Raw genomic sequence first — 25,901 nt, forward strand, 5'->3', positions numbered from 1 at the left:
ATGGGATCAGATAAATCATTTGATACACTATTAAATAAATATAACATTCTTCTGGCACAGACAAGAGATTTGAAAGAACAGCTGAAAAATTCTCAAGAGAAGAACCAACAATTATTATCTAAATTTGATGTTGTAGAAAAGAATGTTCGGGAATTATGCGAAGATATACTTGCCAAAGATCCTAAAGAAATGAAACTTGGAATTGAATATTCTTGGGATAAAATCGAGTTATTGGAGCTTATCCGGAAAAGCAAAAGTGCATTTCATGTATATATCAGCGCCCGGAAAGATATTTTGGAGAGAATGGCAGATTTATGTGAAGAACGCGGAAATCAAATAGAAAGTTTGAAACTGCAGATACAAAAATTACTTGAAGAGCCAACTGCTAGAACTCTGACAATGGAGGAATTGGAAAAAAGGTGTAATGAAGTCAAAGAAAAAGAAGAAATGATGACTAAGTTATCACCTAAAATGCAAGAGAAAGTGGCAAGCGGGAAAATTGAATTGATTGAAACGGAAGCAAATGATCCGGTAATTAATGAAGAAATGGATGTTGTCGTCGATGCAGAGGATATGGAGGATGAATTGATTCGAAAAAAACTTATGAGCAGTTCTATTCCTGGAACTGATCATAGAAGGACATTTCAAGCTGCTAAAAGTAAGCGGAAGGAACGCGCCAATAAGTATGCATTGGAAGATTATGACGATACGTTAAAACAATTATCTGATGAGGATAAAATGTTAATTCGTATTATTGGGACAAAAGGATATTCTCTTTACAGTGATATTTATACTGAAATTTCAAAAGAAATGCCGGAAATTACAAACGGAAAGACAAGGAGTTCGTTAAAGTTTTTAGTTGGATGTCAAATTTTACAAGAAGAAAAGGTGAAAGTCAAAACCACAGTCAGTTTTTTTTATTTTTCAATAAAGGGAAGCCGAATTTTTGAAATTTTATTTCAAGAGAAGCCAATTATGTCTATGGCTGAAAAATTAATTGCAGAACATGACAATCTTGTTCATGGATATGGAATCTTTTTGACAGCAGAAATTCTTAAAGAAAATGAACGATTTCGTAATGTGAATATATGGAACCGTAAACATCCATTAAAAATACGCGAAGGTATGTCATATATTCCAGATATTATCTGCACTACACTAGATGGCAAACAAATGTACATTGAGTATGAATGTGGAAATCATACCCAGACAAATTTTAATGGAAAATGCAATAAAATGTTGAATTTCACCAATACATTGAACTTTATTGTTCCAAATCGTAAAGGGGAAGAGATTATTAATTCACAGGTACGCAAGTGGATCGATAATAAAGGAATTGAAGCACTGAATTACGTAAAATACGTGTAACATCTGCTGCAATTATAAAAGATGTGAATCTGTTAGAGGATTCAAGTTGGCATTTTGTATACAATCTTTCTAAGCGTGAAATCCCAGAAGTAAATTAAATATTTGAGTCTAAAGAGTCGAGAAGGAGTCTTGTAGTCATGAAAAGCATGCTGACTACAAGGCTCTTTTATTTTTCCCCTTTTTTTTAATTCTATTGTTAAAGAACTTTTTAACTGGGAGGTGAACTACGTGAAATCATTTTTAGCATTTAATCAAAATGCTGTTAGCAATTTTTTGTATTTGTTGAGTAGTAATGGATTTTCCTTTTTATTGGTGTTTGGAGTCCTTGGAACCATATTATTGCTGCTCAAAGAAGAATATGACATTGCTGCCAGAGATGAACATGGAGTGATTTGAAAGGAGGCACGTTATGCGTAACGATAACGAAATCGTATATCGCCAAAACATGACGAGAAATGAAGCAGTGCATATCTTGAAAGCAATTGCTTTCCCGATAGCAGTGTTTTGTCTTGGATTATTTACGATCAACATGTTTGGTGAGTTCGGAAAAAAATTGATTTGTCCATTATCGGGCGCTATGTGGGATGTTGGTGTTTTAGTCGCGCTTTTAATGCCTAGTCAGAGAAAGGATGCTCTAAACCACATGTTAATTGTATGCGCGACATATTATGGCACGTTGATTACGGTTCACGCAGTATTAAGCGTTGTGTCTGGAGTCTCATCGGAAATGATAGCAGCATCTTTCGAACAAGCCATTCCGACATCAACAGGAAATGCTATTCCTGGGTATTTACAGACGATGATGTGGTTTACTGGCGTTTTAGTTCCTCTTGGCGAGATTGGATATCAACTGAAACGATTATTTCAGTTTAAAAAGCAACAGACATTGGCAAAAACCTTTGCACAAAAGCGTGGCCTTCGAAATGGAGGGCGAAGCAACAGCAATATTTTATAAAATGAGAAATGAGGTGAAAATGTGCTTTCACTATTCCAAATCAAGCAAATATTACATCCGGTTACAGAGACTCTTCCGACAGATGACTTTCGCATTCTGGATTCGTGGGCTGAATATGATGAAAACTCCTCGAAAGATCCAGAAAAACGCAATCTGCAATATCTGTGTTATGAGATGGAAGTTATGAATCCATCTACTGGCGAACGTATCCATTGCTATAAGGCTATAAAAATGGCACGAGTAATCCGGCTGCCGGCGGATGCCAAACAGTCAACAGCACTAATGGATATGCAGGAACAAGTATTAACTGCAGTCAATCAGCAGAATGCCAACTTAATTACAATTATCGCCAATGTACTAAAACCAGTAGCGGTTGGATTGCTATACATCTATGGAATTCAAGGTGTAGCGTCTACGATCAACAAAGCAAAAGAAAAGGCAAAACACGGATTCCTTGGCTTTGTCGGATCAATGCAGGGAACTTTTCGGGTATTAGAGATGCGATGTGCAAATGCCGAAGAAACCGAATGGTTGAGGGAAAAGATGTACAATATGGATTACCTCACCGTAGTCCGCGGTATTCCCAAAGCAAATAAAGCTGGGGAGGATGCCGGAAATAAAGGAATGGGCGGATCTAATGTAAACCCAGATTCACAAGGTACCTTGGAAGAAATTATTACAGGTATGGCAGATTATGAGTACGTTCTGGAAATCCTTTCAACTCCTGTACATACAGATACATTGATGAGCTGGCAGCGCCAATCTCAGGTTGAAATGACAGATTGGTATGGACAACTGCAGGGAACGAAATCCTTAAGCCTAAATTTGTCAATCCCGATGATGTATATGGCTAATGCATCCCAAAGTCAGGGATGGAGCAAAGCATATACGGATGCCAATACAGTAAGTTATGCACGAGGAGAGTCTTTTACGACATCCCAAGGACAGTCTGTGGACAGTCATTATCTCAGACTTATGGACAATCTATGGGGCAGAGTCAGGGACAGTCTATTTCTAATTCCTACTCTCAAGGAGTATCACATACACAGGGGGTAAGCTTTGGTCAGACCTTTGGTCACTCAATTGGGCAGAGCAGCGGATTTTCCATAAATCAGTCGCACGGAACTTCTTCCGGAGTATCTTTTGGGCAGAGCCAAGGGGTTTCAAATGGGTCCTCCTTTGGACAGAGCCAAGGGTCATCGAGTGGAACCTCCTTTGGGCAGAGTCATGGAACTTCAAGCGGAACTTCTTTTGGGCAGAGTCAGGGGACTTCGAGTGGAACTTCTTTTGGGCAGAGTCATGGAACTTCATCGGGATCTTCCTTTGGCGTATCGAAAAATGAATCGACAAACGTTGGAACTTCTGTGAATCATGGTGTAAGCCAGAATACAGGAATTTCTCAGGGACAATCCCAATCTTTCAATCAAGGAATTTCTCATAGCTATGGAACCTCTCAGAATCAAGGGATTTCCCAAAGCACCAATATTTCTCAGGGACATTCGGTATCGCAAGGAAATAGCTATAATATGAGTTATGGCCAAAATACTTCGCAATCACATAGCGTTGGGAATAGTCAATCCTATGGCTGGAGCCAAGGCCAGAGTATGAATCGGGGACAATCTGCTTCCTTTGGACAATCTTCATCTTCAAGTTTGAGTCAGGGAGTCTCATCCTCATCCTCATTTGGTATGAGTGAAGGTGTTAATAGCAGCCATGGAAGTTCTGCTAACTACGGACAATCATCTTCAGCAGGACATAGTTCAACATTTGGCGGCAATTTTGGCGGTTCATTGGGGCTTCCGTTTGGAACAGCCAGTGGAAATGCGTCTATTTCCGGTAGCAGCAGCGATTCAGCGTCATTTGGAGAATCATCATCCAATGGCATCAGCAATAGCGTTGGACAAAGCCATGGTACAAGCTTTGGGACATCCTCTGGTTCCTCTATGAGCAGCGGAGTCTCACATGGACAAAGTACATCTCAAGGAGCGTCTTTGTCATATGGCAGTTCTGCGGGCATTAGCGGCAGCTATGGAGCCAATGAAAGTTATGGAACTAATATTGGTCAGAGCATCAGCCAAGGCTGGGGAGCTAATCAATCAGTCAGCGATTCTTACAGCATCGGAAATGGTGTAAGCCAATCCGTAAGCCATGGTATATCGGAAAGTGCGGGCTTATCGCAGTCTTATGGATATGGACAAAGCAGTAGCATTAGTAATTCTGTCGGTGTTTCGGATAGCATGGGAATGTCTTATGGTCATGGAGTATCAACGGGTATCAGCGCATCACAGAATGTTGGACAATCGCAGAGTCAGAATTTCGGCATGAATTTTGGACAGTCACAAAGCCAAAATATGAGTCAAAACTATGGACAATCCGCAAGTCAGAATTTTGGACAAAATTACGGAATATCCAGTGGTGTAAATTATGGTCAAAATTATGGCCAATCCGTAAGCCAGAATGTAGGACAGAATTATGGAATATCTGATAGTGTAAGCTATGGTCAGAACTATGGACAATCCGAAAGCTACTCGCAGTCTCAAAACTATGGACAATCTGAATCTGTTGGTCAGAGTGAGACGTTTGGCAAATCGGTAGGACAGACACTCACAAATTCTGTGTCACAGTCAGCTTCCACAGGATATGGACAAAACGTTGGAAATACAGAAAGCGTGTCCAATGGAAACAGCTATACAACTTCCAATGGGTCTTCACAAGGAACCAGCAACGGAACAACCGGAACATCTTCTATGGGAACCAGTAGTTCTATGGGCTTGGGACCATCTATTGGATACAGCAAATCATATCAATGGCTGGATCAGGGAGTCAAAGATCTGCTTGAATTGATGGAATATCAAAATGAGCGTATAAAAAAAGCATTGCGCGGACAGGGAGCTTTTTATACATATGTATACATTGCGTGTCCGAGTTTGGACGCTCTTTCCACCGCACAGGCAGTTGCAAAGTCAACATGGCAAAACGAGTATGCGATGGTAAACCCAGTTCAAGTTCTTGACTTAACTGAGACAGAGCAAAAACATTTGTTATATCACTTTTCAGCTTTTTCTGCAGACGTAACCAGAGAAAATGTATTTGGAGCAGAAGAGTATAAATACTGTACAGTCCTGCTCCCGGAAGAATATGTTGCATACACGCATCTGCCGCGTGTCTCAGAGGGAGGCGTATTTTCGATTGTACAAGATGTTCCTAAATTCTCAGTTCCAGCACGTATGCAGGGAGACATATATATGGGAACCATTCTTAATCCAGAACGTTTTACTTTTGAGCATGGTTATCGAACAGCATTTGACTATAGAATCGATGAAAACAATTTAATGCATGGATTTTTTACAGGAGCATCGCGGTCAGGAAAAACTGTGGCAGCTATGCGTTTTATCGCGGAATTATCAAAAATCCGGCGAAAAAAGACAGGAAAGAGATTACGAATTGTTGTTATGGACCCGAAACAGGATTGGCGTACCTTGGCACGTTTTGTGGAACCAGAACGCTTTAACTTCTATTCTATGGGAAATCCTAATTTTAACCCAATTCATATTAATCCTTGGAAAGTGCCTCATGGTGTTAATCCGCAGGTTTGGATAGACGGAGTTATTGATATTTATTGCCGGGCTTATGGATTATTAGAGCGTGGAAAGCAAATGATTGCAGACGTTGTTTACGAACTGTATAAGGAAAATGGAGTATTCGATGTTTCAGGATCGGATAGCGAAAGTAAGGATTTAGTGGCTGAATTATCATCAAGAGTTAATTTTCAGTCTATATACCGTAGAATGGAGGAAAAGCGAGACAAACTCACAGGGGCAGGAAAATCAGGAAACGACACGAAAGATGCATATGCACGATTGATAGAGCGTCTTTCCTGCTTCTCAAGAGAATATTCCATCGAATCCAAGCTGTACGGCAGCTCAGAAGGCATTGCTATTGATGATTTGATAGGAGCTGATGAGGTTACTGTTTTAGAGTCGAAAGGTCTTGAAAACACGTTCAAAAATTTCATCTTTGGTGTTATTACAAGTGGATTCTTTAAGTTTGCATTAGCGCATGAAGGCGGATATTTGGCAGATGATCAATACGAAACTGTTCTTGTATTGGAAGAAGCCAACGAAGTATTAACTGGAAATGATTGTGCAGGTACTGGCGGCGGACAAAATTTTGGCATGTCCGGACAATCCGAATTTGAACAGATTTTGGATCAGTCTGCCGGATATGGATTGTTTATTTTTGCAATCACGCAGAAAATAGCAGATATGCCATCTTCAGTTATTGCTAATAGCGGACTTGTATTTGCTGGGCGACTCAAACGGACAGATGATATTAATGTTGTCGTACGAACGGTTGGCCGTGAAGAACGCATTGACGATCGTGATCTGGTCAAATGGTTTCCAAGAAGTCCTACCGGATGGTTTGTTTGCCAAACCTCGAGAACGTTTGACTTTAAAGATGCGGAACCCATTCTTGTACAGATCAGCAGATTGAACATTAATCCACCATCTAATATCGAGCTTGATGAGATCCTGATTCAGAAAAAGGCGAAAACGATTATGTCAGCTTGATGTTTCCTATAGAAAAAGCAGAGATGGGGAATGCAACAAAACCTAAATATCCTGAGCAGTGATTCCTGTTCAGGATATTTTTTCACTTATTAAAATTTTTTTTACAATACTATAAGAGAAGGAGGAACCAACATGAATTCAAAAAACAGAAAAATCCTTATTATCCTTATTATCGCTATTTTGGTAGCGGCAGCAGGTGGTGTTTCGTTATACCTCTATTTGACACCACAAAAGACAACCGTATATGTCTTTAACTCGAATTACGAATCAGGTACGGCATTGACAGAAAAGATGCTTACTCCTATTCGTTGCGATTCCAAAATTGTTACGGCTGGTAAAACGGCAGATGTAAAATCAAGATTCATCACTGGATCAGAGTTGACAGAAGTGTTAAATTCCGGTGATCACCTTCGCATGGATGTGGCAGAAGGTATGCCATTGACACGTTCAGAACTTTTTGTGAATGGTGGATCAGACATTGAAAAAAATATTCATGCTGGAATGATAGCGGTAACAATTCCATTGGATTCTGTGACAGGGGCTGCCGATGGCATTAGGGAAGGGTCGCATATTAACATATATGCCACAGGTTATGATGATAGCGTAGGAACAACATTATTGTTTCAAAACATGAGCGTTATCGCCGTAGAACGAAGCGAAAAAGGAACATTAACATCAGCCACAATAGAAGTAGACGCAGAACAATCCTTAAAACTGATTAATGCACAGAATAATAGTACATTGAATCTGGCTGTTGTTGATAGTACCGATTATCAATATACGGATGAGGAAACACCTACATATAATCCAAACAAATAATACATATCAACTGCCCATTTGGGCAGTTGATACATTATAGAAAGGAGAAGCTACCTCTTAACAGGAGCTATTTACAGATGAAAATATTATTAATTGACCAGAATTATTCTTTCACAACGGATATTGAAAGTCGAATGATTTTGAGTGATGATTTTGAAACAGAAATCATTACGTTGAATAATGTCAATGAGACACAGGCAAAGCTTAAAATGTTTTCGCCGGATAGAATTGTATTGAATGCGGATATTCTGCAGTATTATCCAGATTGGGATTATAATATTCCTGTTACATGTTATGCCAGAAATGTAGATACATTAAAACTTGCTGCTGAAAAAGGAATCTCCTGTTATGGCATTGTAAAGTCGGCATCACAACTTATTGATGCTATCCATAATAATTCAGTTATCACAATTCAACCGGATAGAAGCAAAGTTGAAAATTCCCGCGAAAAAACACTTTCTACATCCAGAATGCCATCGGTAAATTCGGAAAGCTTTCGGGACAATCGTCCAGAACGTGTGCCTGACAATAGAAAAGATTCTATTGCCCAGAAAAAATCTGTATTATCTGATGATATCTATACTGGTGCAGTACAGTACGAAGAGGAAGATGAAGGCGAAGATATTATCGAATCAAGAGAACCTGCTCGTGTAAAACGCCCTTCTCAAGTTCAACATTCTGAACCAATAGCTCGGAATGCCGAAAATACCAGATATTATCAGGAAATACCGGCATCAAGGAAAACGCCTGTCATGGAAGACGATACAGATGATTCGAATCAGGAAGAGGATGATTATACACTTGACTTACGGAGCAGGATGGCGAAAGTTCGGGAACAGGAAAAAATTGCCGAACAGAAACGAAAAGAAGAAGAGAAGAAGAAACAGGAGTCAATGCTTGAAAAACAGATAAGTCAGGAAGTTGGAGATACCAAAAAACGTGCCAAAATAATTACTGTGTATTCCGCGAAAGGCGGCGTTGGAAAAACAACAATTTCTTGCGAATTGGCATCATACCTTGCGCTTACGGAGCATGGCCGCGATAAATTTAAGGTCTGCATTGTCGATTATAACATTGACTTTGGGGATGTTATGGGAACCTTGCTGTATGATCCAAATAAAGCGTGCATGACCTTATGGGCTGACGAAATTCGTGGGCAATTGGAACGCATGCCTGTAAACAAGCATGGCCGCCACACGAAAGAGCAGTTGAATTCGATTCAGTATTCTGCTACACAGATCGAACGATTTCTGCAGGAGAATGAAGCATCCGGACTGTATGCACTCCTGGCACCGACCTCGAATGAAGACAGTATGGATATTTCAGGTGAAGAACTTGAAATTATGCTGAATAACATTGTTGAAAACGGAGGCTTCGATTTTGTTATTTGCGATACGGGAAACAACACCCGAGATTCGTCTTATATGACGCTTCTCAAAGCAGATCAGGTATTTCTTGTACTTACGCAGAACTTCAATACCGCCAACTGCAATAATTCGCTGTTAAAAATGTTGGATGCCCTGCATTTTGATATGAATAAAATCGGCCTCATCATCAACAAAGTACAATCTAAAAAATCAGTAGGGTTGGGAACGGATGAGCTGGAAGAAACATTTATTAATCCGTTGACAAATAAGCCCTATCCATGCATTGCACTTATCAAAGATACAAATGATATTCGACGCGCGAGCAATAATGGAGAACCGCTTGTATATAGCCCTAATAACGATTTTACGAAAAGTATTGGAAAGATCGTATCCCAAATTGTTGATGAAGAGCATGCTCTTGAACAACCGGAAAAGAAAGGATTGTTTGCACGGTTGTTTGGAAAGCGAGGATAGATATGTCATTTTCACAGTCTTCTTCTCCGACACTGATGAAGGAACAGTATCAGAAAAAGGAGAATGAAAAACAACGCATTATTGAAAAAGTTGGATCTGAACATGTGCAGCCAACAAAAGAAGAACAGGACTATGCTACAGATGTTATTAAGATTATTTCTGAACAGTTTTCCGAGGATCTGATTACAAAAAACTTGGATGATCTGGATGCACCTATCAGGAGGGCAATCGCAGCCGAATGTGAAAAGCTGCAAGTTACCTTTGAAGTTCAGAAACGCATTGAAAAAACGGTCGGAATGATGGTTCTGGGCAATGGTCCTATTGAAGAATATCTGCAAGATCCCGAAGTTACAGAAATTGTTGTACAACGATATGACAATATAGTAGTCGAGCGTCATGGAAAAGTAGAACCAGTTCCGACTATTTTTAATAGCGAGGCTCACCTTCAGACCATCATCAAGCGAATTGTCCAAAAGGTAAATCGCCAGATAAATATTGGTCATCCAATTGTAGATGCACGGCTTCAGGACGGAAGCCGTGTAAATGCAACCATTCCACCGGTTTCCCCGGATGGCGCAACACTTACAATCCGTAAATTTTCACAATCTGCACTTACTGGGGCGGACTACGTAAGAATGGGATCTATGAATAGACAGATGCTGTACTTTTTGACACTCTGTGTGAAGGGAAGATTAAATATTTTTGTCTCTGGTGGTACTGGTACAGGAAAAACCACAATGCTGAATATGCTATCGTCTTATATTGCAGAAAATGATCTGATTATTACGATAGAAGATACCTTGGAATTAAAATTGCAGCAGAAAAATGTCCGAAGAATGGAGGTTCGGCTTTCAAGCACAAAGGATATGGAAATGGTTGACCAGAAATCGCTCGTTAAAGCTGCTTTGCGTCAACGTCCAGATCGGATTATTTTAGGTGAAGTACGTGATGAATCCATCATAGATCTGGTTTCTGCTATGTCAACTGGTCATGAAGGGAGTATGAGTACCATACATGCAAACAGCCCCAGAAACATGTGTGATGTGCGAATTCCGATCTTGTACTCCTACGATAAGAATGCAGATTTTTCCGAAAAATCTATAGCATTGCAAATTGCGGAAGCTGTTCAGATAATTGTACAGCTATCACGCTTTCCTGATGGCAGCAGGAAAATAACAGCAATAACAGAGGTTGATGGACTGGAAAACTCTGGAAAATTACGACTTAATGATATTTTTTTGTATGATCGACAGAAAAAAATCTTTCATGCAACTGGTAACGTTCCTAAGACTGCTATTAGGAAAATTAGGGACCATGGTATTTCCGTAGACGAAACCATTTTTCAGATTAATGTACCAAAGGAGGAAATTAAGGCGTGAGTCTTTCTATTGTTATCGCATTATTTTGCTCTTCCATTATGTTATTTTCGCTTTTTTTTATTGCGAAAGTTCACTGCTCGGAAAGTCGCGTCAATGTAGGTGATGATTTCATTACCGTATTCCTAAAAGATCGGGAACGCGTGATAAAAAAATCAGGTTCTCGGATGGCTATTAGTACATATTTGCTAATTTTGGGCATTTCGCCATTAGCGGTAGGCGCATTTGTATATTTCTTCTCTCAAAATGGCCTTTTTTCTATCTTAATGGCATTTATGGGATTTCTGATCCCGGACATTCTTCTTATGATAATTCGAAATAGCACACAGAAAAAATATGAGGAGCGTTATGCCAGAGCTTTAAACCAGATGGGATCTTCTCTAAGAGCGGGGTTAAGCATTGCAAGAGCAGTAGAAGATGTTGCTCAATGTAAATTTGTCCATCCGTCAATGCAAAAATGTTTTGCTAAGTTGTCAGCTGATCTCCAAATGGGGCTTCCTGTATCGGAAGCTTTTCAAAGAATGGCGGATGATTGTGGTAATGAAGATGCACAAGATGTTGCACTTGCAATTGCTGTACAAGATACAGTTGGTGGACACGAAGCAGATGTGGTGTTGTCCATTGCTAAAAACATTGAAGAAAGAATTATGATGCGCAGGGAAATTAAAAGTATTTTTGCTGCAACAAGTGCGATGGTTTGGATGTTTGATTTTATTGCACCTGGTACTATTTTGTACTTTTGCATTACCAGTCCATCCTATATTGACACTTATTTTCAAGACTCTATTCATATTTTGATGTTTGTGATAATCTTGTGTATGCCATTTGTAGGATCTATCATCAACCATAAAACACTTAAACGAGTACAGAAAGGGGTGTGATTTTATGGAATTTGATGCACTTTCTATTTCTATTTTACTGGGGATAGCTATTTTTCTTTTTATTATTTTTATATCAGCGATCTTCTATAATTTGGAACATAAAGGGACTCGTTATGCCAGCGAACACCCGGACGATTGGCTATTCCATGATTTTGACTCAAAAATGTATAGTGCAATTTACGGATATGAAAAGCCAGATACTGTAGCAAATAAATTTGGAATAAAAACGGAGAAATATTATCAGAGTTGCAGTTTAGTAAGAAAACAACCAGATATGAAGCGTATGGTAATGAGATATACATATGCAATTATTTTGCTTACGATTTGTGGAGTGTTATCTATTGTATCGTCCATGTACTTTATGCCTTGCGGGATTTTGGGATTTTTTATTCTAGTTGGCTATGAACAAATGACCCTAAATGCAAAGGCGGAATCTATGAAAGCTCAAATAGCAGATGAATTGCCACGATTTCTGGATCTGCTTCAAGCAGAACTGCAGATCGGAATGCCTATTGAAAATGCAATGCTGGTTATTTGTGAGAAATTTCCATCATTAATTTCAACAGAATTTCTGAGGGCGCTTAGTGAATCACAAATGGGAGCCTCCGGCTGGCAGCAGGCCATGGAAGATGTCGCAGCGCGATATGATGAAGAAACATTAAGTGATTTTGTTCTTAACGTTTCGACTTCTTATACCAAAGGTGTTTCGATTGCAGCAACCGTATCCCGAAAAGCGGAAGATATTAGGGAAACCCATGTACTGGCGGTTAAAGAAAGAGCTGGAAAGGTTACAAATACAATTTTACTGCCGATGGCTATTTTCCAGCTTATGCCGATGATCGTATTCTTAATAATTCCAATACTATCAGAATTAACAGGGACACTTTTTTGAAAGGAAGGAAATACATATGATAGCAGAAATACTACTCATTGTTTTAAGCGGTGTTGCAGCCGTATTTGATCTGGAATACAGAAAAATCCCTAACCTCGTAATTGCAACAGGCATTTTTTGCGGATTGTTTTTATGCCAGGAGCCAAAGACAATTTTAATCCGGTGTATTGGTATAGTATTTGTATTTCTTTTTGGAATGTTTCAGCTTATGGGTATGGGAGATCTCAAATTATGGATGGCAATTGTAGCATTTGTGGGATTTTCCCGTAGCTGTTTCATCATTGTTGGCGCAGCTATACTATTATTGGGATATGCATGGTTTTTTGTACCCGGTTCGAAGCAGACAATAAAATTAACCTTACGACAGTTGTCATTAAAAAATGTACAGGTATTTGAACAGAAGGAGTTTCCCTTTGCCCCGTTCATTTTTGCCTCGTGCGTATTATATGGTATTTTGAGGAGCCTTCACGTATGTTAAAACGATTTCGGAAGGGGGCGGGAGAGTTTATCGGCTACAGCATCTCAATCCTATTCCTTACGATTTTTTATATCATCATCCTAAACTCATTGATCCTTAATAATGCCGAAAACGTGATGGAAGAATGTATCTTGAGTGTCGGAAGGCAGGTTGTAATCTGCGACTCACTGGAACAGGCACAGGAGCGAGTGCAGGATGCTGCGGAATACTATCTGGAACGCGAAACTCGGGTCATTGATCATTCATCAATTCAGGCAACGGTCGATTATGCACCAGGCTATGAAAGTAAAGATCATGTCTGGAAAAAAGGAAAATTTATTCAAGTGACTGTAACTGCAGATGTGCATGGATTTACACAATGGTTTAAAAAGCCGAAAACAGTCCGCTGCATCATGATGATTGAAAACGGGGGTGAAAGTTCTTGAAGCTGAAGCGTTTACGACGAGGCAATGGGGTTTTTATCTATGGCTGCTTTATGCTGTTACTTATCTACGCTCTGGTCATTGGCGTTATTCAGACATATGCAATTCGTCAGATGGCATTGAAAGCTCAAAATGCAGTGGATTCCATCGCTGATGGGGTTGCAATATATATGATTCAGAATGATGGTGCGTCCTATCAGGAAGCATATACGCAAGCTGAGAAGCTTAAGAAATTATTGCAGTCCAAAACCAATATAGATATTGTCGATTTACAAATGGATGCAGATGCATTTGAAAAAAACAAAATCAGAGTGACATTATCTGTAGGACAGTGGTATTTACCTAGTTTGGCATCCATTCACTGGGATCAGGACAAGACAAAATATCAAATTCAAAAAACAGCGACAACAGAATTTATTTCTTCAAACAGCTGTGGTACAGGTGCAACAGCGCAAGGAACAGCTATCGTGCAATTTGCATTACAATGGGTAGGAAATCCCTATGTTTGGGGAGGAAATTCACTTACGAATGGTATTGACTGTTCGCATTTTGTATGGCAGTGTCTTACGCATTGTGGAGTATACAATGGTCCATATGCGACATCAGGTGAGTGGAGATCTTTAGGTCAGCCTGTCGCAGATTTGGCGCACGCAAAAGCTGGCGATGTCTTATGTTATGCTGGACATGTCGCAATTTATGATGGAAATGGTATGATTGTGGAGGCGAAAAATGAAACAGCGGGAATAACACATGATCGAAGCGCAGATTGTCGCCCAATTCTTGCGATTCGAAGATTTACAACAGATTAGAGGAATAAGCGATGGAAAGATTACGATCAGGAAATGGAGAATTTCTCGCGGCTGCGTTTATGAGTGTGTTTATCACTTCGATGGTGATATTGATAATTGCAGTGATGCAGATCAATTTCTCAATGAATAATCTGTCAAAAGCCATAGTATCATCGTCCAGAGCTGTAGCGGTGTGTGCAACAAAGACAAATGCCGAAAAACTATCACTGGAAGTGGCGCAAGCGTCGATTGAAAATCAGAATATATCAGATATTAAGGTTGTACTTGAATATGCAGATTCAAATTGTAATAAATGGGTTACTGGAAATCAAGTTATTATAACCGTATCCGCTTACGTAAAAACAATGTCTCCGTTTTTGTCCGGTGAACGAAGCATTGTACATATGGTTACTATAGAAGATTCTGACGAATTAGTTGGAAATGGGAATGCCGAGAAAATATGGAACTATCTTCTGTCACATGGAATTACACCCGCAGGAGCAGCCGGTATACTTGGAAATATGGCGAATGAATCCAGTACAAACTTAGATCCTACCTTGTTAGAAGAACGGGCTGTTAGAAGAACAAGGATTACGGGGCAAATGTATACGCAAATGGTAGATTCCGGTGAAATATCAAGAGCAGAAGTTATTAGCAGCTCCAGATTTGGCCTTTATTCCGGTGGAAGATATGGATATGGAATTGTCCAGTTTACAGATCCAACAATTAAGGAATATTTGTGCCGTTATACAATAGATAAGGGAAAGAGCATTGGAGACTTAAAGGGGCAATTGGATTCGCTGATGGCGTATTTGCAGCAGTATGAGCCTGCATTGCTTAATACCCTAAAATCCATACAGGATGTGGAAGCCGCATCTACTGCCTTTTTGACACAATATGAAAAGCCAGCCAATATAGAGCGTGAAAAAGGTGAACGTGCTTCAGCTGCATTATTATATTATCAACAATTATTAAAGTAATTGAAGATGGACAAACAGATATCGTGTATCTAATAGAACAATTCACTTTTATGTAATTTACGAATTGCACCTTTGGAAAGAATACGCTATAATTATTTTGGTCGAGGAATGTGAATAGCCGCTGATAAAACGTATTAAATTGCTGCGCCAACAGCTTTTAATACGTTTTATTTTTTTGCGCATAATTCTTCTTATATAGTATTGAGAAAAAACTGGAGAAAGGATTCACGTACAAAAAAATCCAGTATAATTTTATTTTTTTTCTTCTTTCACAATACTATAGACAGACATATAGATTGGAAAGGAGGCACTATCATGTTTAAAAAATATGTCAAACAGTTTCTTACAGATGAATCCGGAATGGAATTGTTGCAGCTTGCTATTGTTGTCGTAATCACAGTAGGATTAATCGGTGTAATGACGAAGTTGATGAACACGGTTCGTGAGAACATCAGTAAAGCCAATGATAATGCAAACACCGAGATGCAGGGCATCCTCAGAGATGCGAATTCTGATTCCTGATTTGGCACAACAAGACCATAGTTCCAGTAAAATCGCTGTGAGCTATGGTCTTATTTGGGAGGAATACTATATGCAGAGAAAAAAAATCCAAATATGGTTAGGAATATTGGCGATATGTACATCATTGGGGACACCTATATCAACCTATGCTGATACCCAAGATGTCACAACCAATGTTGGCGATAAAACGACCATAAAATCAGACGGAAGTGACAAAGAAACGACCAACGGTCAAGAGGATTCTTCAGATACAACATCTGGGGGTGATACAACTGTACATTACACAGAAGCGCAGTTGAAAGCAATGGACGCAAAAAAGAAATTGAATTATGAATTACGTTCAATTTTAACGGAGATCAGGAAAAATGCGGACGAAAACGGAATATTTCACAGTCCAAATTCGTCCATCAAGGATATTGGGTATTCTTATGGAACCGTTGATGTCAAGAAAGATCAAATTGATCAGATTTGGATTATTTAAAAGACTTTGAGTCCGTTTTAAATAAGGATAATAATCGTCAGGATTTTGATGTTATTAGTTCTGTCACTAATCCGATTTTCGATAATATGCACATGCCAAAGAAGAGCTTTAGTGAACCTACAATAGAAGATGGCGGCGGGAAAATTGCGCTTATGGATAAAAATGGAGATTTATCCTTGATTGTCAGTGCGTCAGATGCGCCGTCAGATGGCTTATTAGCCACATATGAGAAAAGTCTACAGACAGATCAAGAAAATGGAAATAAAGGGCAAGATTCGGAATCTTCAAGCAATGCTGAAGATTCAACGGATAAGAATACAAATGGTCAGAACGGATCAGATAGTAATAAGGGAGACAATCAAAATAGCTCTTATCTTACAGGAAATAGTGCAGACGACATTCTGCTTCGGCAGGTTATGGATGCTATTGCAAAGAAAATGGGATTTTCATTTTCAGACGATCAATTTCTTACGAAACTGATTCAACAAGATGGTAGAAATTATTTGCTGATATTTCAGAATAAGAAAGATCCACCTTTTAAACTGATAGAAGGTTCTAGTCTAAACCAAAACTCGAACACAAATTCATCAAATAATAGTACCGGAACTTCAAATAATGGTAATAATAGTAGCGGTTCAGACAAGAATAGTTCCAACACTGGAAGCAATAGTTCTTCTTCTGACAATATTTCCTCCGTTACGCAGATTCCAGACTACAAAGATGGCTCTACTACGACAATGCCGGGAGTGCGTGATGACCTTGTAGATGGAGGCATGAATGCATTTTACACAATAACGGATACATATGAACTATTCTCCAGATTTTCTGGCAGCAATGCAATGAATAATTATTGTACCCTGGCCTATATCAAAGATATTCATGTTGACAGTATAAGAAAAAATGTTATATTGAAGACAAATTATAAGTCGAATGTCAGACGGTGGGTAGTGGAAAAGGATGGAGGATCTAAAGTGGTTGTTCAAACGGATGATCCAAAACATCAATTTGATTTTTCGACAATGAATCCAGGTGAATATACTGTTACAGCATATCAAAAAGTAACTTACACAGTTGGAACCAGTGTGAAATATGATATATGCGAATATCTCTTCGATCCAGTTACGAATGGTCTTATTTATTTCAACGAACAGACGGTCGAAAATGGAACAAATAAGTCCTTGAGTTTGGACACAGTTACAAAAACAGGTTATGTTGCCACTGGTGATGTATTTCGAATCCATGTCAACAATCTGGGAAAAGTGGAAACGGTCAGCCCGTCAACCAATAGAACTGAATGAGTAAACAGATTGCCCCCGTGAGAAAACGGGGGCTTTAATTTTGTGATGCAAAACTTCGAAACAGGGAAATGCATGTTTCCGGAAGGTTATCGGATATCGTTCCCTGCTCGTAAGCAATATTTAAAGAAAAAAGATGTGAGCCATCCCATATAAGGCATTCAACAAGCTGCATTTGCACAGAATCTACAACATACGTGGCTTTTGCAGTGGCTTTTGCATCAGAAGCCTGAAAGCTATTCATCATAAAATTTTGCTTGTCGCTTCCAATTAACTGTGCCATATCTGTTGCGGTCATAGAGGACAGACTGCTGTCATAATCCTGCATCGTTATTGTCATGGACGCATTGCTCGATTGATCCATTGTGACGATCGAATTAGATGATGTTCCTAAGACCCATGTGTCCGGGTATGCAAATTCAAATTGATCGGCTGATAAATACTGCAATGCATAGCCGTCTGGAATGGGATTTTCTGCGTTCCATGAAAAAGAATTCAGCATTTTTTCTATATAAGGAAGGATTTTTTCGTAAATTTCATCGTTAAATATGCAGGATAAGCGTATAATATGCTCCCTGTCCCAATAAACTTCTTCAATATAATCGTAAGTGCTATTCTTAAGATCTTGATACATCACTTCATAACTGGATGCGCTTTTTCGTGTGAAATTTTTAAAAGTTTTTCCATCTTGTGTGATTGACGCGGAGAGAGTATCTGCGGCAACGTTATTAATCGCGGGATCATACGCGAAAACCTCCATGCGTATCGTAGCTCCAGAAGGCTTGTGGATGTAAGATACAGTATCGTGGTCTATAACCTGTGTCCAATCTTTCGGAATGCTAATTGAAAAATGATATGTATTATCTGCGTAGATTTGCGTTTCGATATTGTCTTCTTCACTTGAGCTGTCAGAAAGCGTTTCCTGTTGGACGACATCTGTCGAAGTGTATACGGCCAGAGTATTGTTTTGCTTGTTTTGCCCAATGACTGCAGCAACAATAGATATGCCTAAAAAGGCGAAAAGAATTACCTTTCCATAGGTTTTGAAAAAGCCATTCTGCATAATCGTTCCTCCTCATGGCTAAATAGAGTGTATGTTTAAACGTTTTGTAAATACAAAATTCAATTTTTTAGCAGTTAAATTTTGACTTCTAAAATTGCTATTGTAATATTGTTATATTGTCATGTTTTAGTGTAATAATATATAATATATAAATTTTAACTACTAAAGTTGTTTTTTTAATTTTAAAAGTCGATTTTAGCAGTCAAAATTCGACTTCCATTCTGTTTCACTTCTTTTTCTCAAAAGCATAACTTTATCACGTTATATCATTAAAGCGAAGTTTGGATAGAAAGATACACGAATCTTAATCATCTGTTAGCAGTTAAAAGGAGCGATTCCATGTATCCCATGTTATATTGTCTCTGGTAGAAGTTGTTGAATTTATTGCTCTCATCAATGCAATCCTGAAGTTTATATTCTATTCCAGTAATAGCTGGCTGCTCTGTCTCTTCAGTACCAGACGAAGCAGTTTCTTTTGTGGAACAATCACTGTCGTTTAAAGTATGAACTGTAGTGTCTGCTATGGCATTATCCGTGTTGCTTCTTTTGGTATGTTTTTTCGAATGACGGCGGCGATAGGCATTATAATCATTTGCCCATCTGGAAATTATTTTGAGATTCATATATGTAGGTGGATATTTTTTTTCGGATTTTTTCAATCTGGTATTTTATGACTTTTGCACCGTAGATATCTACCAGCATTTTGTAATCCTCCAACGGCAAAATATGACCATCGTTGCCAATTATAAGGTTTCCATCAAGAACAGGATATTCGTCAACTTTGGTGATATCCGAGTCCTGTTGTTTTACAGGTGTTTCTTTTTGAATTTTGGGGTTAGATGTTGTAGAAGAATACAATTTTGAAAAAGTTTCCATAAAGGTTTGAATAAAAGCTTGCATAAAATCTGCTTGAGGTCGTTGCAAAGACAAACAATTTTTCGTGGCGTTTGACACTTCTGTAAAGTTTTCTGAGTGAGAGCTTGCAGAATCCACTTCTATGTTTGCCTTTGAATTAGTCTCTGCCAATGTGGATGGTAAAATATCACCTTGGGGTTGAATCGGTTTCCCATCAGTGCCATAAACAGAAATTAAGGTTTCTTTTCTGCGTGCCACGAAACGTTCAATTAATCCTATATCTTGGAGGCTGCGAAGCGCTTTACCGGCAGTGCCTTCTGTGCAGTGTAATAGTTTGGCTGCGTCTTTTTGCGTGCATGATATGTATTCCTGACCTGTAAGGGCTTGTGTATACAAATGCGCATACAGCAATTTTGCATCGGAAGTTAATTCACAATACGGTGCTTTGAAATAAAATTCACTAGAAATAATAATTGTTTCCATAGATAAACCTCCTTAGTACCTTTAATTTTGAACCGAGAATGTGTCCGCAAGACAAACTCATAGTTATAGTATTGAAAAAAAAAGTTGAAAAAAGAATTCTCATGTACGAAAAAATTATTTAGAAGCAAATTTACCATTCTACTAAGTGTACGGAGGTGATAGATATGGCAGATAATAAGATAGAGATCCTTACTTCAAATGCCAAACAAGTTATCAATGATTATGTGCTTGGTACAGATACCGATTTTCAGAAGGTTGAAAACGCAATTCAAGAGCTTGCAGAGAATGATATTTCTACGCTTAACTGGAATTCATTGGAAAACTATCCGGATAGATCGCATGATTACCAATTTTCATATAATAATTCAGACGGAACTATAAACATATGGGATACCGAATCTGAAAGCTATCTAAGTCCATCTGAATTTTTACTAAGTGAACACTCAGATCGTCAGATGGCATGTGATCAGTATGCCCAGCATCGTCTGCAGTTTCTTGAGAACGCACCTGAAGCATTAAGAGACTGTGTTTCTAACATATTTCAGACTTTAAAAGATTACCATTTGGACGTAACTATTTTGTCTGTACCTAATAAGACAGGCTCTTTGGACGGAAAGGATTTTTTCGCATTTGATGTGAGTGGAGGACGGGAACAGATTTTTCATAGCCAGACAGGTACATCGATCGGACTGAAAGAATTTCAGGAAACATTGGAACAACTGCAATTTTGGGATCATGAAGAGGATTCTACATCAGATGAGCGAATTAATCGTATTCTTGATGCAGCAGCAGATAATCCTGCGCGTCTGCGTATGGAAGTGAATTTCCTTTTTGATGATAAGATTCAGCCGAATGGAGTTGATTTTGATGAAAATGCATCAATTACATGGACAATTCGTGGAAATCATGAAACAGAGACATTTATTTTGACACGAGATCCTGATACGCATGAAATAACGGCATATGAAGCGAACCATGGAGTCTTGAATATCGAACAGTTACAAGAAGAAGCCTCCCGGATTGGCGTTGCAGATGTGTCGCTTTCCAATCGTGTTACTTCAGATGAATACACGCAGTTAGATCATATGCAGACTATGGAAAAAGCATCAGCCAAAGCAACTATATCGGCGGTAACAATGGAACGTGGTTTGCGCGGAATGGGATCGCTGACTTGGCATATGCATGGCACAAACGGGCAGGAAGATTTCTCCTTAGATGGAAATAGAGATGGATCTCCCATTATACGGGACAAAGCTGGAAAAGAATATGATATAGATTCTATGTATAATAAGCTGGAAGACATCGGATATTTTAAAACAGCAGATCCAGCTCCCGTCGATATGTACGCGCTGCCAGCAAGAGAAGAGTTACCGACTTACAATTCGTTATTTAATTTTTTCCCTCCAGAAGTTCGGAAGAATATGGATGCAGATGAAGTAAAAGAAATACGAGCGTCCAATCCTTATTATGGCATAGTGGATGGAATTGATATGACACGTAAGACAATTCCAATCCATGTGGATAATGCAACGATTCGAAACCTCTTGGGAGAATCCTATCAAGATGCCACTATAGATCGTATGTCCGTGTCTACTCAATACGGAAATTATATCTCAATAGAAGGCGTAAAGTTCGGTATTACAGACCGTATTTATCTTGATGGCGACATCACGAAAAAGGATGGGGAAAAAGAACATATCAATGCTCAATATGCTATCCGGGCAGATGGTGTGTATGTGTATTCAATCGGTCAGGATCAGGTATCAAGTTCGCACAAAATCAGAATTGTTACTGGAAATGATGCTCCTGAGAAGATGGTTCCGTTTGATCGCCTAAGCTTATCACATCGAAAAAATTGGTTTGCAAATGATGTAAAGGCTAGGATAGAACGGTTAGAAAAAGGATCACCAGAGCGGCTGGACCAATTCAAACAAACGCCTATGTATAAAGGCTATGAAAATTATCAGAAAATACAGGAACTATTAGAGGAGTCAAAAACACTCGTGGATTCTGCAAAAGCAGATGGAGATAAGGCTATTGAAGAGTTATCTCCGGAAAAGCAGAAAGAATATGCTTTGGCCGTGCATGATTATCAGGAAGCAGTTTCTGCCGTTGAAAAAATTGTAGAAACAAAATTTGCAGCAGCGGTTAGAGATATTGTTAATAATGCGGTCGATGAAATAAAAGAGAGTGTTATGCTCGGCGGAAACATGGAGAAAAAATTTGATTTCTATCTGGATCAGAGAAATCAAACTATGGATATCCGTGATAAACTGACCGAATATCGAAACACAAAGCTAGATCGAATCCATGATTTTCAAGAGCGTTATACAAATCAAGGAAACAATATCATTGACAGTCTTGATTTTGGGCGTTTTGAAGATGCAGAAAAGGCAGTTGCAGCCTTTGGCGAATTGAGAGAAGAATACGCGGCATATAAAAAAGATTGCGCGGATGTGGAGAGAGTGCAGCCAACGATAGAAAGAGCTGAAAAATATCTTGACTTGTGCGATGCAATTATATCAAGTGCAACCAAACAGGATGCTTTTTCAAAAAGAGATATGGGACAATTTTTGGCGGATCATGGTCCGATGCAGACTTTGCGGGAATATTTATACTTTGAGGCTCGTTTCCCCATGGGATGTGATATGAGAGATTATGCTTCTGCATTGAAAGACTCTTTACGCGATGTGGACAAGCTGGAAGTACAAGAAAAGGTAGATGCTTATAACGAACGGCAGACAGATTCTGCGTATAAGCTTCATATTGGTGATGACGGTGGTATATATACCAGTTTTGGCTATCGTATCAGTTATGACTATCATGATACAACCAGAAATGTAATGCACTATTATACAGAGCGTGAAGACGGCAACACCTATATGCAGATTGATGCGCCAACATACTACTACAAAGAATCAGAAAACAAGATAACGACAGATGTCAGCAATGGACATATTCCCGTCTCTTCGAATGCCCCGCTAATTGGAAGAGAGGTCGGCGTTGATTATACCAATGCCTGGAATGCGCTGCGATATACACTTCCGGAGAGCGGGAATACTACAATGGCAGATATTTTAGAGTCTGTAAGAAGAGATTTTCTGGGAAGTAAATCAGCAAATCAATACGATTACATTCGTAAGGATATGGATGTTATTGGGCATCCGGTGGAACGTTATTGCCCGATAATTGACGATATACTAAAATCCGAAAAATCGTATACATTTGACGAAATCAAAGAAAAATTCATGGACTTAAAAGAAAACACCATGGATAAAGTTGAAAAAAATACACCAGAAAATTCCACGGCGGACTCCGAGAAGAGTGAATCTGGCATAGAAAAAAACAGACAGTATAATCTGATGACGCGGGCTGAGGTGAATTTGGAAGGTCAATTACATTTGACGCAAGAGAAAGTTGAAGCGTTAGAAGTTCAGGCAGAGAAAATAGCATCGTCCAAAGGAACAAGTATTGAAGTAGAAAAAGGAAATTTGATTCAGGAAACGTTCGAAAAAATAAAGCCGTATTTGTCCGGGCTAAAAGAATTGCAAGGGAAAATGGAGGGAATGCAGGATCGAATTGGAGATTCCCGTTTACTCCGAAGCAATACTTTTTACCAAGATTACAAAATGCAATATGATTTTTGTGCTAAAAAGGCACTTGACCTTGGTGCAGCCTATGGAAAGGATCAGGTTATTAAGAATTATATATCCAATAATGACTTAAGAATGGATCGGCAGGAGTATTATAAAACGAACTACTATACCAGTCTTGAGCAAAGAATTCTTTCGGGTGGACAAGAGGGGCTTGAAAAATATGAAACCGAAAACGGAAAGTCCTATACATATGGCACTAAATATGATCTTAGTGCTTGGGAAAAGGTAGGAAACTTTTTTGCATCTACGATATTTCGCCCGTATTTTCGCAATATTGAGAAAACGATTGATCGTGATCCTCATGCAAAAGTTGCTTACGAAACAGTCCCTGCAGTTGAAAAGCCCGAGGAAAATCCCGTTGATACTTCCTCAATGGTAAGCGGAGGAGCGCAGGGAGGCGTTACGACGGAGAATCAAGCTGCTGATGGTATGGACTCGAAAAATTCAGAAGAATCTGGAGCTTTAGCGGATGAAAAGAAAGCAGAAGAGGAGCAGCATATGGATTTAAAAGATGCGATTGAGCGTGAGAATCAGGACACAAAAGACGATGCTATGGTTGCGGAGCAGACCAGAATGGAAAGTCAGGATAACGATCAGGACAATATGACCGAGGCTGCAAATTCAAAGGATAATAGCGAATCCGTAGTGAACGGTGAAGAAGTTCATGAAATCCCGGAATCTGATGTATTGGAAACTGCTGAAATAAGCAGCGCGGATGAGGATGTGACAGCAGATTTCGAAATAAGTCAGTCAAGAGATGAGCCAGAATCTGATTCTGGTGCAATGCCAGAAAGCCTGGATGTTCAAGATAGACAGGAGGAACTGTTAATAGGGAGTGTTGGTGAAAATCATTCAGATAGTGATTCATTTTCAATGGCGGATGCTAAAAATGACACGTTTGAACCAACAACTGATGATGCAACATTAGAACGTGGGGAATCACAGGCGGAAAGCCCAACGATAGGATCTGAAAATGCAAATAGTTTCCATGAAGAGTACAAAGCACAATTTTCTGACTGTCTTAATGCGGCAAATGCATTAGATGATGTCCTTTCACAAGCAATAGAAGACGTTTTTTCAGATGAAAATCTTGGATATATGGATATTGTAAACGCAGCCGCGGATGCAATCACAGATCATTATAATTCAGATACGCCGTATTCCGAAGCTGCTGAATCGAGTGCAGATCTCGTATATGAGGTTACTGATTTGGACGGTAAGCCAATGGATAATATGGATACGATGGCTGAAAAATTACAGCAAAATGGACTTTCTGCAGAACATGTCGATCATTTATATGAGTTGGCAAGCGACCGATATGCATCTCCAGAAGAACCGTTTGAGCAACCAGATCCATATGAAGGCTTTATGGATCTGGATTCTGGTGTGACAGATTCAGTAGATAGGGTAGATATGTCGCAATCATCATCCGTAGATGCACAGCAGAAACTGGACTTTTATGAACCAAACCAGTTTTTAGATCAAATGAGCAATGATTTGGATTCCTATGTTCAGGCTATTGAGCATGCGGAAAATATAGGAACAGATGTTCCGGATACCGCGTTATCGGATATTGTTGGCTCCAGTTTTTCCGTAGATAGCCTGAAATCAGCAATTGATTTAATGGAAGCGGAAGTCAAAAGCACGGCGGATGATGATAGAGATGCCCAAGAGACTATGGATACAGATCCTGTTTTATCGGAAGATATCCCTGAAAGTTCCATAGAGCCAGAGGTGGATGATAGTTTGGATGCAGACGAGTGGAGGCGATATTTATGATGATTCAGATTCTCTTTGTACTTGTGTTTCTAGTGTTTTTCTTTATTGGCGCAGGAATCTCTATAAAAATAATTGCAGATGCGAAACGATTTAATATTCATTTTGAAAAATGTAGAATGGAAAAGCGAAAACAAAAAGAAAAGGGATACCGAAATAAGCGAGGATCAATACATAACCGTTTTACACGCCGGGAACCATATACTGATTTTATATGTATGACAGAAGGAAAGAATTCAGAAGCTCATGTGAAACATGCCCGTGAAAAAGAAGATTCTGCATATCATTATCCTAAAAAGGATGACTAAAATAGAACTGGGCCAGCATTGTCTGGTCCAGTTTTGTATCTAATTTTGAGAACAATTTTCAATACTATATATATCGGAATAGAAAGGAGGA

General features: G+C 39.1%; 21 protein-coding genes. 19 read left to right on the plus strand and 2 right to left on the minus strand.

Annotated features, from left to right (window positions below; genetic code table 11):
• The 17 genes from DXA93_RS12100 to DXA93_RS12190 all read left to right on the plus strand — a co-directional run bounded on the left by DXA93_RS12100 (nucleotide 1) and on the right by DXA93_RS12190 (nucleotide 17,672).
• Complete coding sequence (locus tag DXA93_RS12100; RefSeq protein ID WP_119208429.1) at nucleotides 1-1,368, plus strand: hypothetical protein; 1,368 nt, start codon at nucleotides 1-3, stop codon at nucleotides 1,366-1,368.
• Between the two features lie 228 nt (nucleotides 1,369-1,596).
• Nucleotides 1,597-1,764, plus strand: a complete 168-nt coding sequence (locus DXA93_RS17870) for a hypothetical protein (RefSeq protein ID WP_158568362.1) — start codon at nucleotides 1,597-1,599, stop codon at nucleotides 1,762-1,764.
• Nucleotides 1,765-1,777: 13 nt separating this feature from the next.
• A complete protein-coding gene (locus DXA93_RS12105; protein WP_117802248.1) occupies nucleotides 1,778-2,323 on the plus strand; it encodes a hypothetical protein in 546 nt (181 codons plus the stop codon).
• Between the two features lie 21 nt (nucleotides 2,324-2,344).
• Nucleotides 2,345-3,379: a hypothetical protein gene (locus DXA93_RS12110; RefSeq protein ID WP_119208431.1), complete on the plus strand. Its 1,035-nt coding sequence runs from the start codon at nucleotides 2,345-2,347 to the stop codon at nucleotides 3,377-3,379.
• 308 nt (nucleotides 3,380-3,687) lie between these two features.
• Nucleotides 3,688-6,894, plus strand: a complete 3,207-nt coding sequence (locus tag DXA93_RS17655) for a serine-rich protein (RefSeq protein ID WP_147399551.1) — start codon at nucleotides 3,688-3,690, stop codon at nucleotides 6,892-6,894.
• A gap of 132 nt (nucleotides 6,895-7,026) precedes the next feature.
• Nucleotides 7,027-7,713, plus strand: a complete 687-nt coding sequence (locus DXA93_RS12135; RefSeq protein ID WP_117802242.1) for an RcpC/CpaB family pilus assembly protein — start codon at nucleotides 7,027-7,029, stop codon at nucleotides 7,711-7,713.
• Nucleotides 7,714-7,790: 77 nt separating this feature from the next.
• On the plus strand, nucleotides 7,791-9,554 hold the full coding sequence (locus DXA93_RS12140) for an AAA family ATPase (RefSeq protein WP_119208433.1): 1,764 nt from the start codon (nucleotides 7,791-7,793) through the stop codon (nucleotides 9,552-9,554).
• A 2-nt stretch (nucleotides 9,555-9,556) separates the two neighbouring features.
• A complete protein-coding gene (locus DXA93_RS12145; protein ID WP_119208435.1) occupies nucleotides 9,557-10,933 on the plus strand; it encodes a CpaF family protein in 1,377 nt (458 codons plus the stop codon).
• Nucleotides 10,930-11,811: a type II secretion system F family protein gene (locus DXA93_RS12150; protein ID WP_117802239.1), complete on the plus strand. Its 882-nt coding sequence runs from the start codon at nucleotides 10,930-10,932 to the stop codon at nucleotides 11,809-11,811. Before DXA93_RS12145 ends, DXA93_RS12150 begins: the two co-directional genes overlap by 4 nt.
• A 4-nt stretch (nucleotides 11,812-11,815) precedes the next feature.
• Nucleotides 11,816-12,703, plus strand: coding sequence for a type II secretion system F family protein (locus DXA93_RS12155; RefSeq protein ID WP_117802238.1), 888 nt, complete (start codon nucleotides 11,816-11,818; stop codon nucleotides 12,701-12,703).
• Nucleotides 12,704-12,719: 16 nt separating this feature from the next.
• Nucleotides 12,720-13,181 carry a prepilin peptidase gene (locus DXA93_RS12160; RefSeq protein WP_117802237.1) on the plus strand — a complete coding sequence of 154 codons (462 nt, stop codon included), beginning with the start codon at nucleotides 12,720-12,722 and terminating at the stop codon, nucleotides 13,179-13,181.
• Nucleotides 13,175-13,606 (plus strand): hypothetical protein, encoded by a 432-nt coding sequence (locus DXA93_RS12165; protein WP_118640140.1) that lies wholly within the window; start codon nucleotides 13,175-13,177, stop codon nucleotides 13,604-13,606. Before DXA93_RS12160 ends, DXA93_RS12165 begins: the two co-directional genes overlap by 7 nt.
• Nucleotides 13,603-14,412 carry a C40 family peptidase gene (locus tag DXA93_RS12170; protein WP_119208438.1) on the plus strand — a complete coding sequence of 270 codons (810 nt, stop codon included), beginning with the start codon at nucleotides 13,603-13,605 and terminating at the stop codon, nucleotides 14,410-14,412. The genes DXA93_RS12165 and DXA93_RS12170 overlap by 4 nt, the downstream gene beginning before the upstream one ends.
• Nucleotides 14,413-14,423: 11 nt before the next feature.
• On the plus strand, nucleotides 14,424-15,371 hold the full coding sequence (locus tag DXA93_RS12175) for a phage tail tip lysozyme (protein WP_119208440.1): 948 nt from the start codon (nucleotides 14,424-14,426) through the stop codon (nucleotides 15,369-15,371).
• A 315-nt stretch (nucleotides 15,372-15,686) separates the two neighbouring features.
• On the plus strand, nucleotides 15,687-15,893 hold the full coding sequence (locus DXA93_RS12180) for a hypothetical protein (RefSeq protein WP_117802233.1): 207 nt from the start codon (nucleotides 15,687-15,689) through the stop codon (nucleotides 15,891-15,893).
• Nucleotides 15,894-15,963: 70 nt separating this feature from the next.
• On the plus strand, nucleotides 15,964-16,374 hold the full coding sequence (locus tag DXA93_RS12185; protein ID WP_119208442.1) for a hypothetical protein: 411 nt from the start codon (nucleotides 15,964-15,966) through the stop codon (nucleotides 16,372-16,374).
• Nucleotides 16,362-17,672, plus strand: coding sequence for a hypothetical protein (locus DXA93_RS12190; RefSeq protein WP_119208444.1), 1,311 nt, complete (start codon nucleotides 16,362-16,364; stop codon nucleotides 17,670-17,672). Before DXA93_RS12185 ends, DXA93_RS12190 begins: the two co-directional genes overlap by 13 nt.
• 34 nt (nucleotides 17,673-17,706) lie before the next feature.
• Here the strand turns inward: DXA93_RS12190 and DXA93_RS12195 are convergent, their stop codons facing one another.
• Nucleotides 17,707-18,732: a hypothetical protein gene (locus DXA93_RS12195; protein WP_119208446.1), complete on the minus strand. Its 1,026-nt coding sequence runs from the start codon at nucleotides 18,730-18,732 to the stop codon at nucleotides 17,707-17,709.
• A 588-nt stretch (nucleotides 18,733-19,320) separates the two neighbouring features.
• Nucleotides 19,321-20,070: a hypothetical protein gene (locus DXA93_RS12200; RefSeq protein WP_119208448.1), complete on the minus strand. Its 750-nt coding sequence runs from the start codon at nucleotides 20,068-20,070 to the stop codon at nucleotides 19,321-19,323.
• A 164-nt stretch (nucleotides 20,071-20,234) separates the two neighbouring features.
• Between DXA93_RS12200 and DXA93_RS12205 the strand changes: the two genes are divergently transcribed.
• Together DXA93_RS12205 and DXA93_RS12210 are read left to right on the plus strand one after the other, a co-directional pair.
• Nucleotides 20,235-25,505, plus strand: a complete 5,271-nt coding sequence (locus tag DXA93_RS12205; protein WP_119208451.1) for a hypothetical protein — start codon at nucleotides 20,235-20,237, stop codon at nucleotides 25,503-25,505.
• The gene (locus DXA93_RS12210; protein ID WP_117802228.1) at nucleotides 25,502-25,810 is read left to right on the plus strand and encodes a hypothetical protein; all 309 of its coding nucleotides are present in this window, start codon (nucleotides 25,502-25,504) and stop codon (nucleotides 25,808-25,810) included. Before DXA93_RS12205 ends, DXA93_RS12210 begins: the two co-directional genes overlap by 4 nt.
• Nucleotides 25,811-25,901 lie beyond the last annotated feature (91 nt).

Source organism: Blautia sp. OF09-25XD (assembly GCF_003482095.1).
GTDB lineage: Bacteria > Bacillota > Clostridia > Lachnospirales > Lachnospiraceae > Fusicatenibacter > Fusicatenibacter saccharivorans.

What these genes read in the sequence shown, in the direction of transcription:
- DXA93_RS12210 (WP_117802228.1), top strand. Translation starts at nt 25,502, where the DNA reads ATGATGATTCAGATTCTCTTTGTACTTGTGTTTCTAGTGTTTTTCTTT.
- DXA93_RS12140 (WP_119208433.1), top strand. Translation starts at nt 7,791, where the DNA reads ATGAAAATATTATTAATTGACCAGAATTATTCTTTCACAACGGATATT.
- DXA93_RS12180 (WP_117802233.1), top strand. Translation starts at nt 15,687, where the DNA reads ATGTTTAAAAAATATGTCAAACAGTTTCTTACAGATGAATCCGGAATG.
- DXA93_RS12145 (WP_119208435.1), top strand. Translation starts at nt 9,557, where the DNA reads ATGTCATTTTCACAGTCTTCTTCTCCGACACTGATGAAGGAACAGTAT.
- DXA93_RS12185 (WP_119208442.1), top strand. Translation starts at nt 15,964, where the DNA reads ATGCAGAGAAAAAAAATCCAAATATGGTTAGGAATATTGGCGATATGT.
- DXA93_RS12200 (WP_119208448.1), bottom strand. Translation starts at nt 20,070, where the DNA reads ATGGAAACAATTATTATTTCTAGTGAATTTTATTTCAAAGCACCGTAT.
- DXA93_RS12195 (WP_119208446.1), bottom strand. Translation starts at nt 18,732, where the DNA reads ATGCAGAATGGCTTTTTCAAAACCTATGGAAAGGTAATTCTTTTCGCC.
- DXA93_RS12175 (WP_119208440.1), top strand. Translation starts at nt 14,424, where the DNA reads ATGGAAAGATTACGATCAGGAAATGGAGAATTTCTCGCGGCTGCGTTT.
- DXA93_RS12165 (WP_118640140.1), top strand. Translation starts at nt 13,175, where the DNA reads ATGTTAAAACGATTTCGGAAGGGGGCGGGAGAGTTTATCGGCTACAGC.
- DXA93_RS12205 (WP_119208451.1), top strand. Translation starts at nt 20,235, where the DNA reads ATGGCAGATAATAAGATAGAGATCCTTACTTCAAATGCCAAACAAGTT.
- DXA93_RS12105 (WP_117802248.1), top strand. Translation starts at nt 1,778, where the DNA reads ATGCGTAACGATAACGAAATCGTATATCGCCAAAACATGACGAGAAAT.
- DXA93_RS12155 (WP_117802238.1), top strand. Translation starts at nt 11,816, where the DNA reads ATGGAATTTGATGCACTTTCTATTTCTATTTTACTGGGGATAGCTATT.
- DXA93_RS12160 (WP_117802237.1), top strand. Translation starts at nt 12,720, where the DNA reads ATGATAGCAGAAATACTACTCATTGTTTTAAGCGGTGTTGCAGCCGTA.
- DXA93_RS12135 (WP_117802242.1), top strand. Translation starts at nt 7,027, where the DNA reads ATGAATTCAAAAAACAGAAAAATCCTTATTATCCTTATTATCGCTATT.
- DXA93_RS12100 (WP_119208429.1), top strand. Translation starts at nt 1, where the DNA reads ATGGGATCAGATAAATCATTTGATACACTATTAAATAAATATAACATT.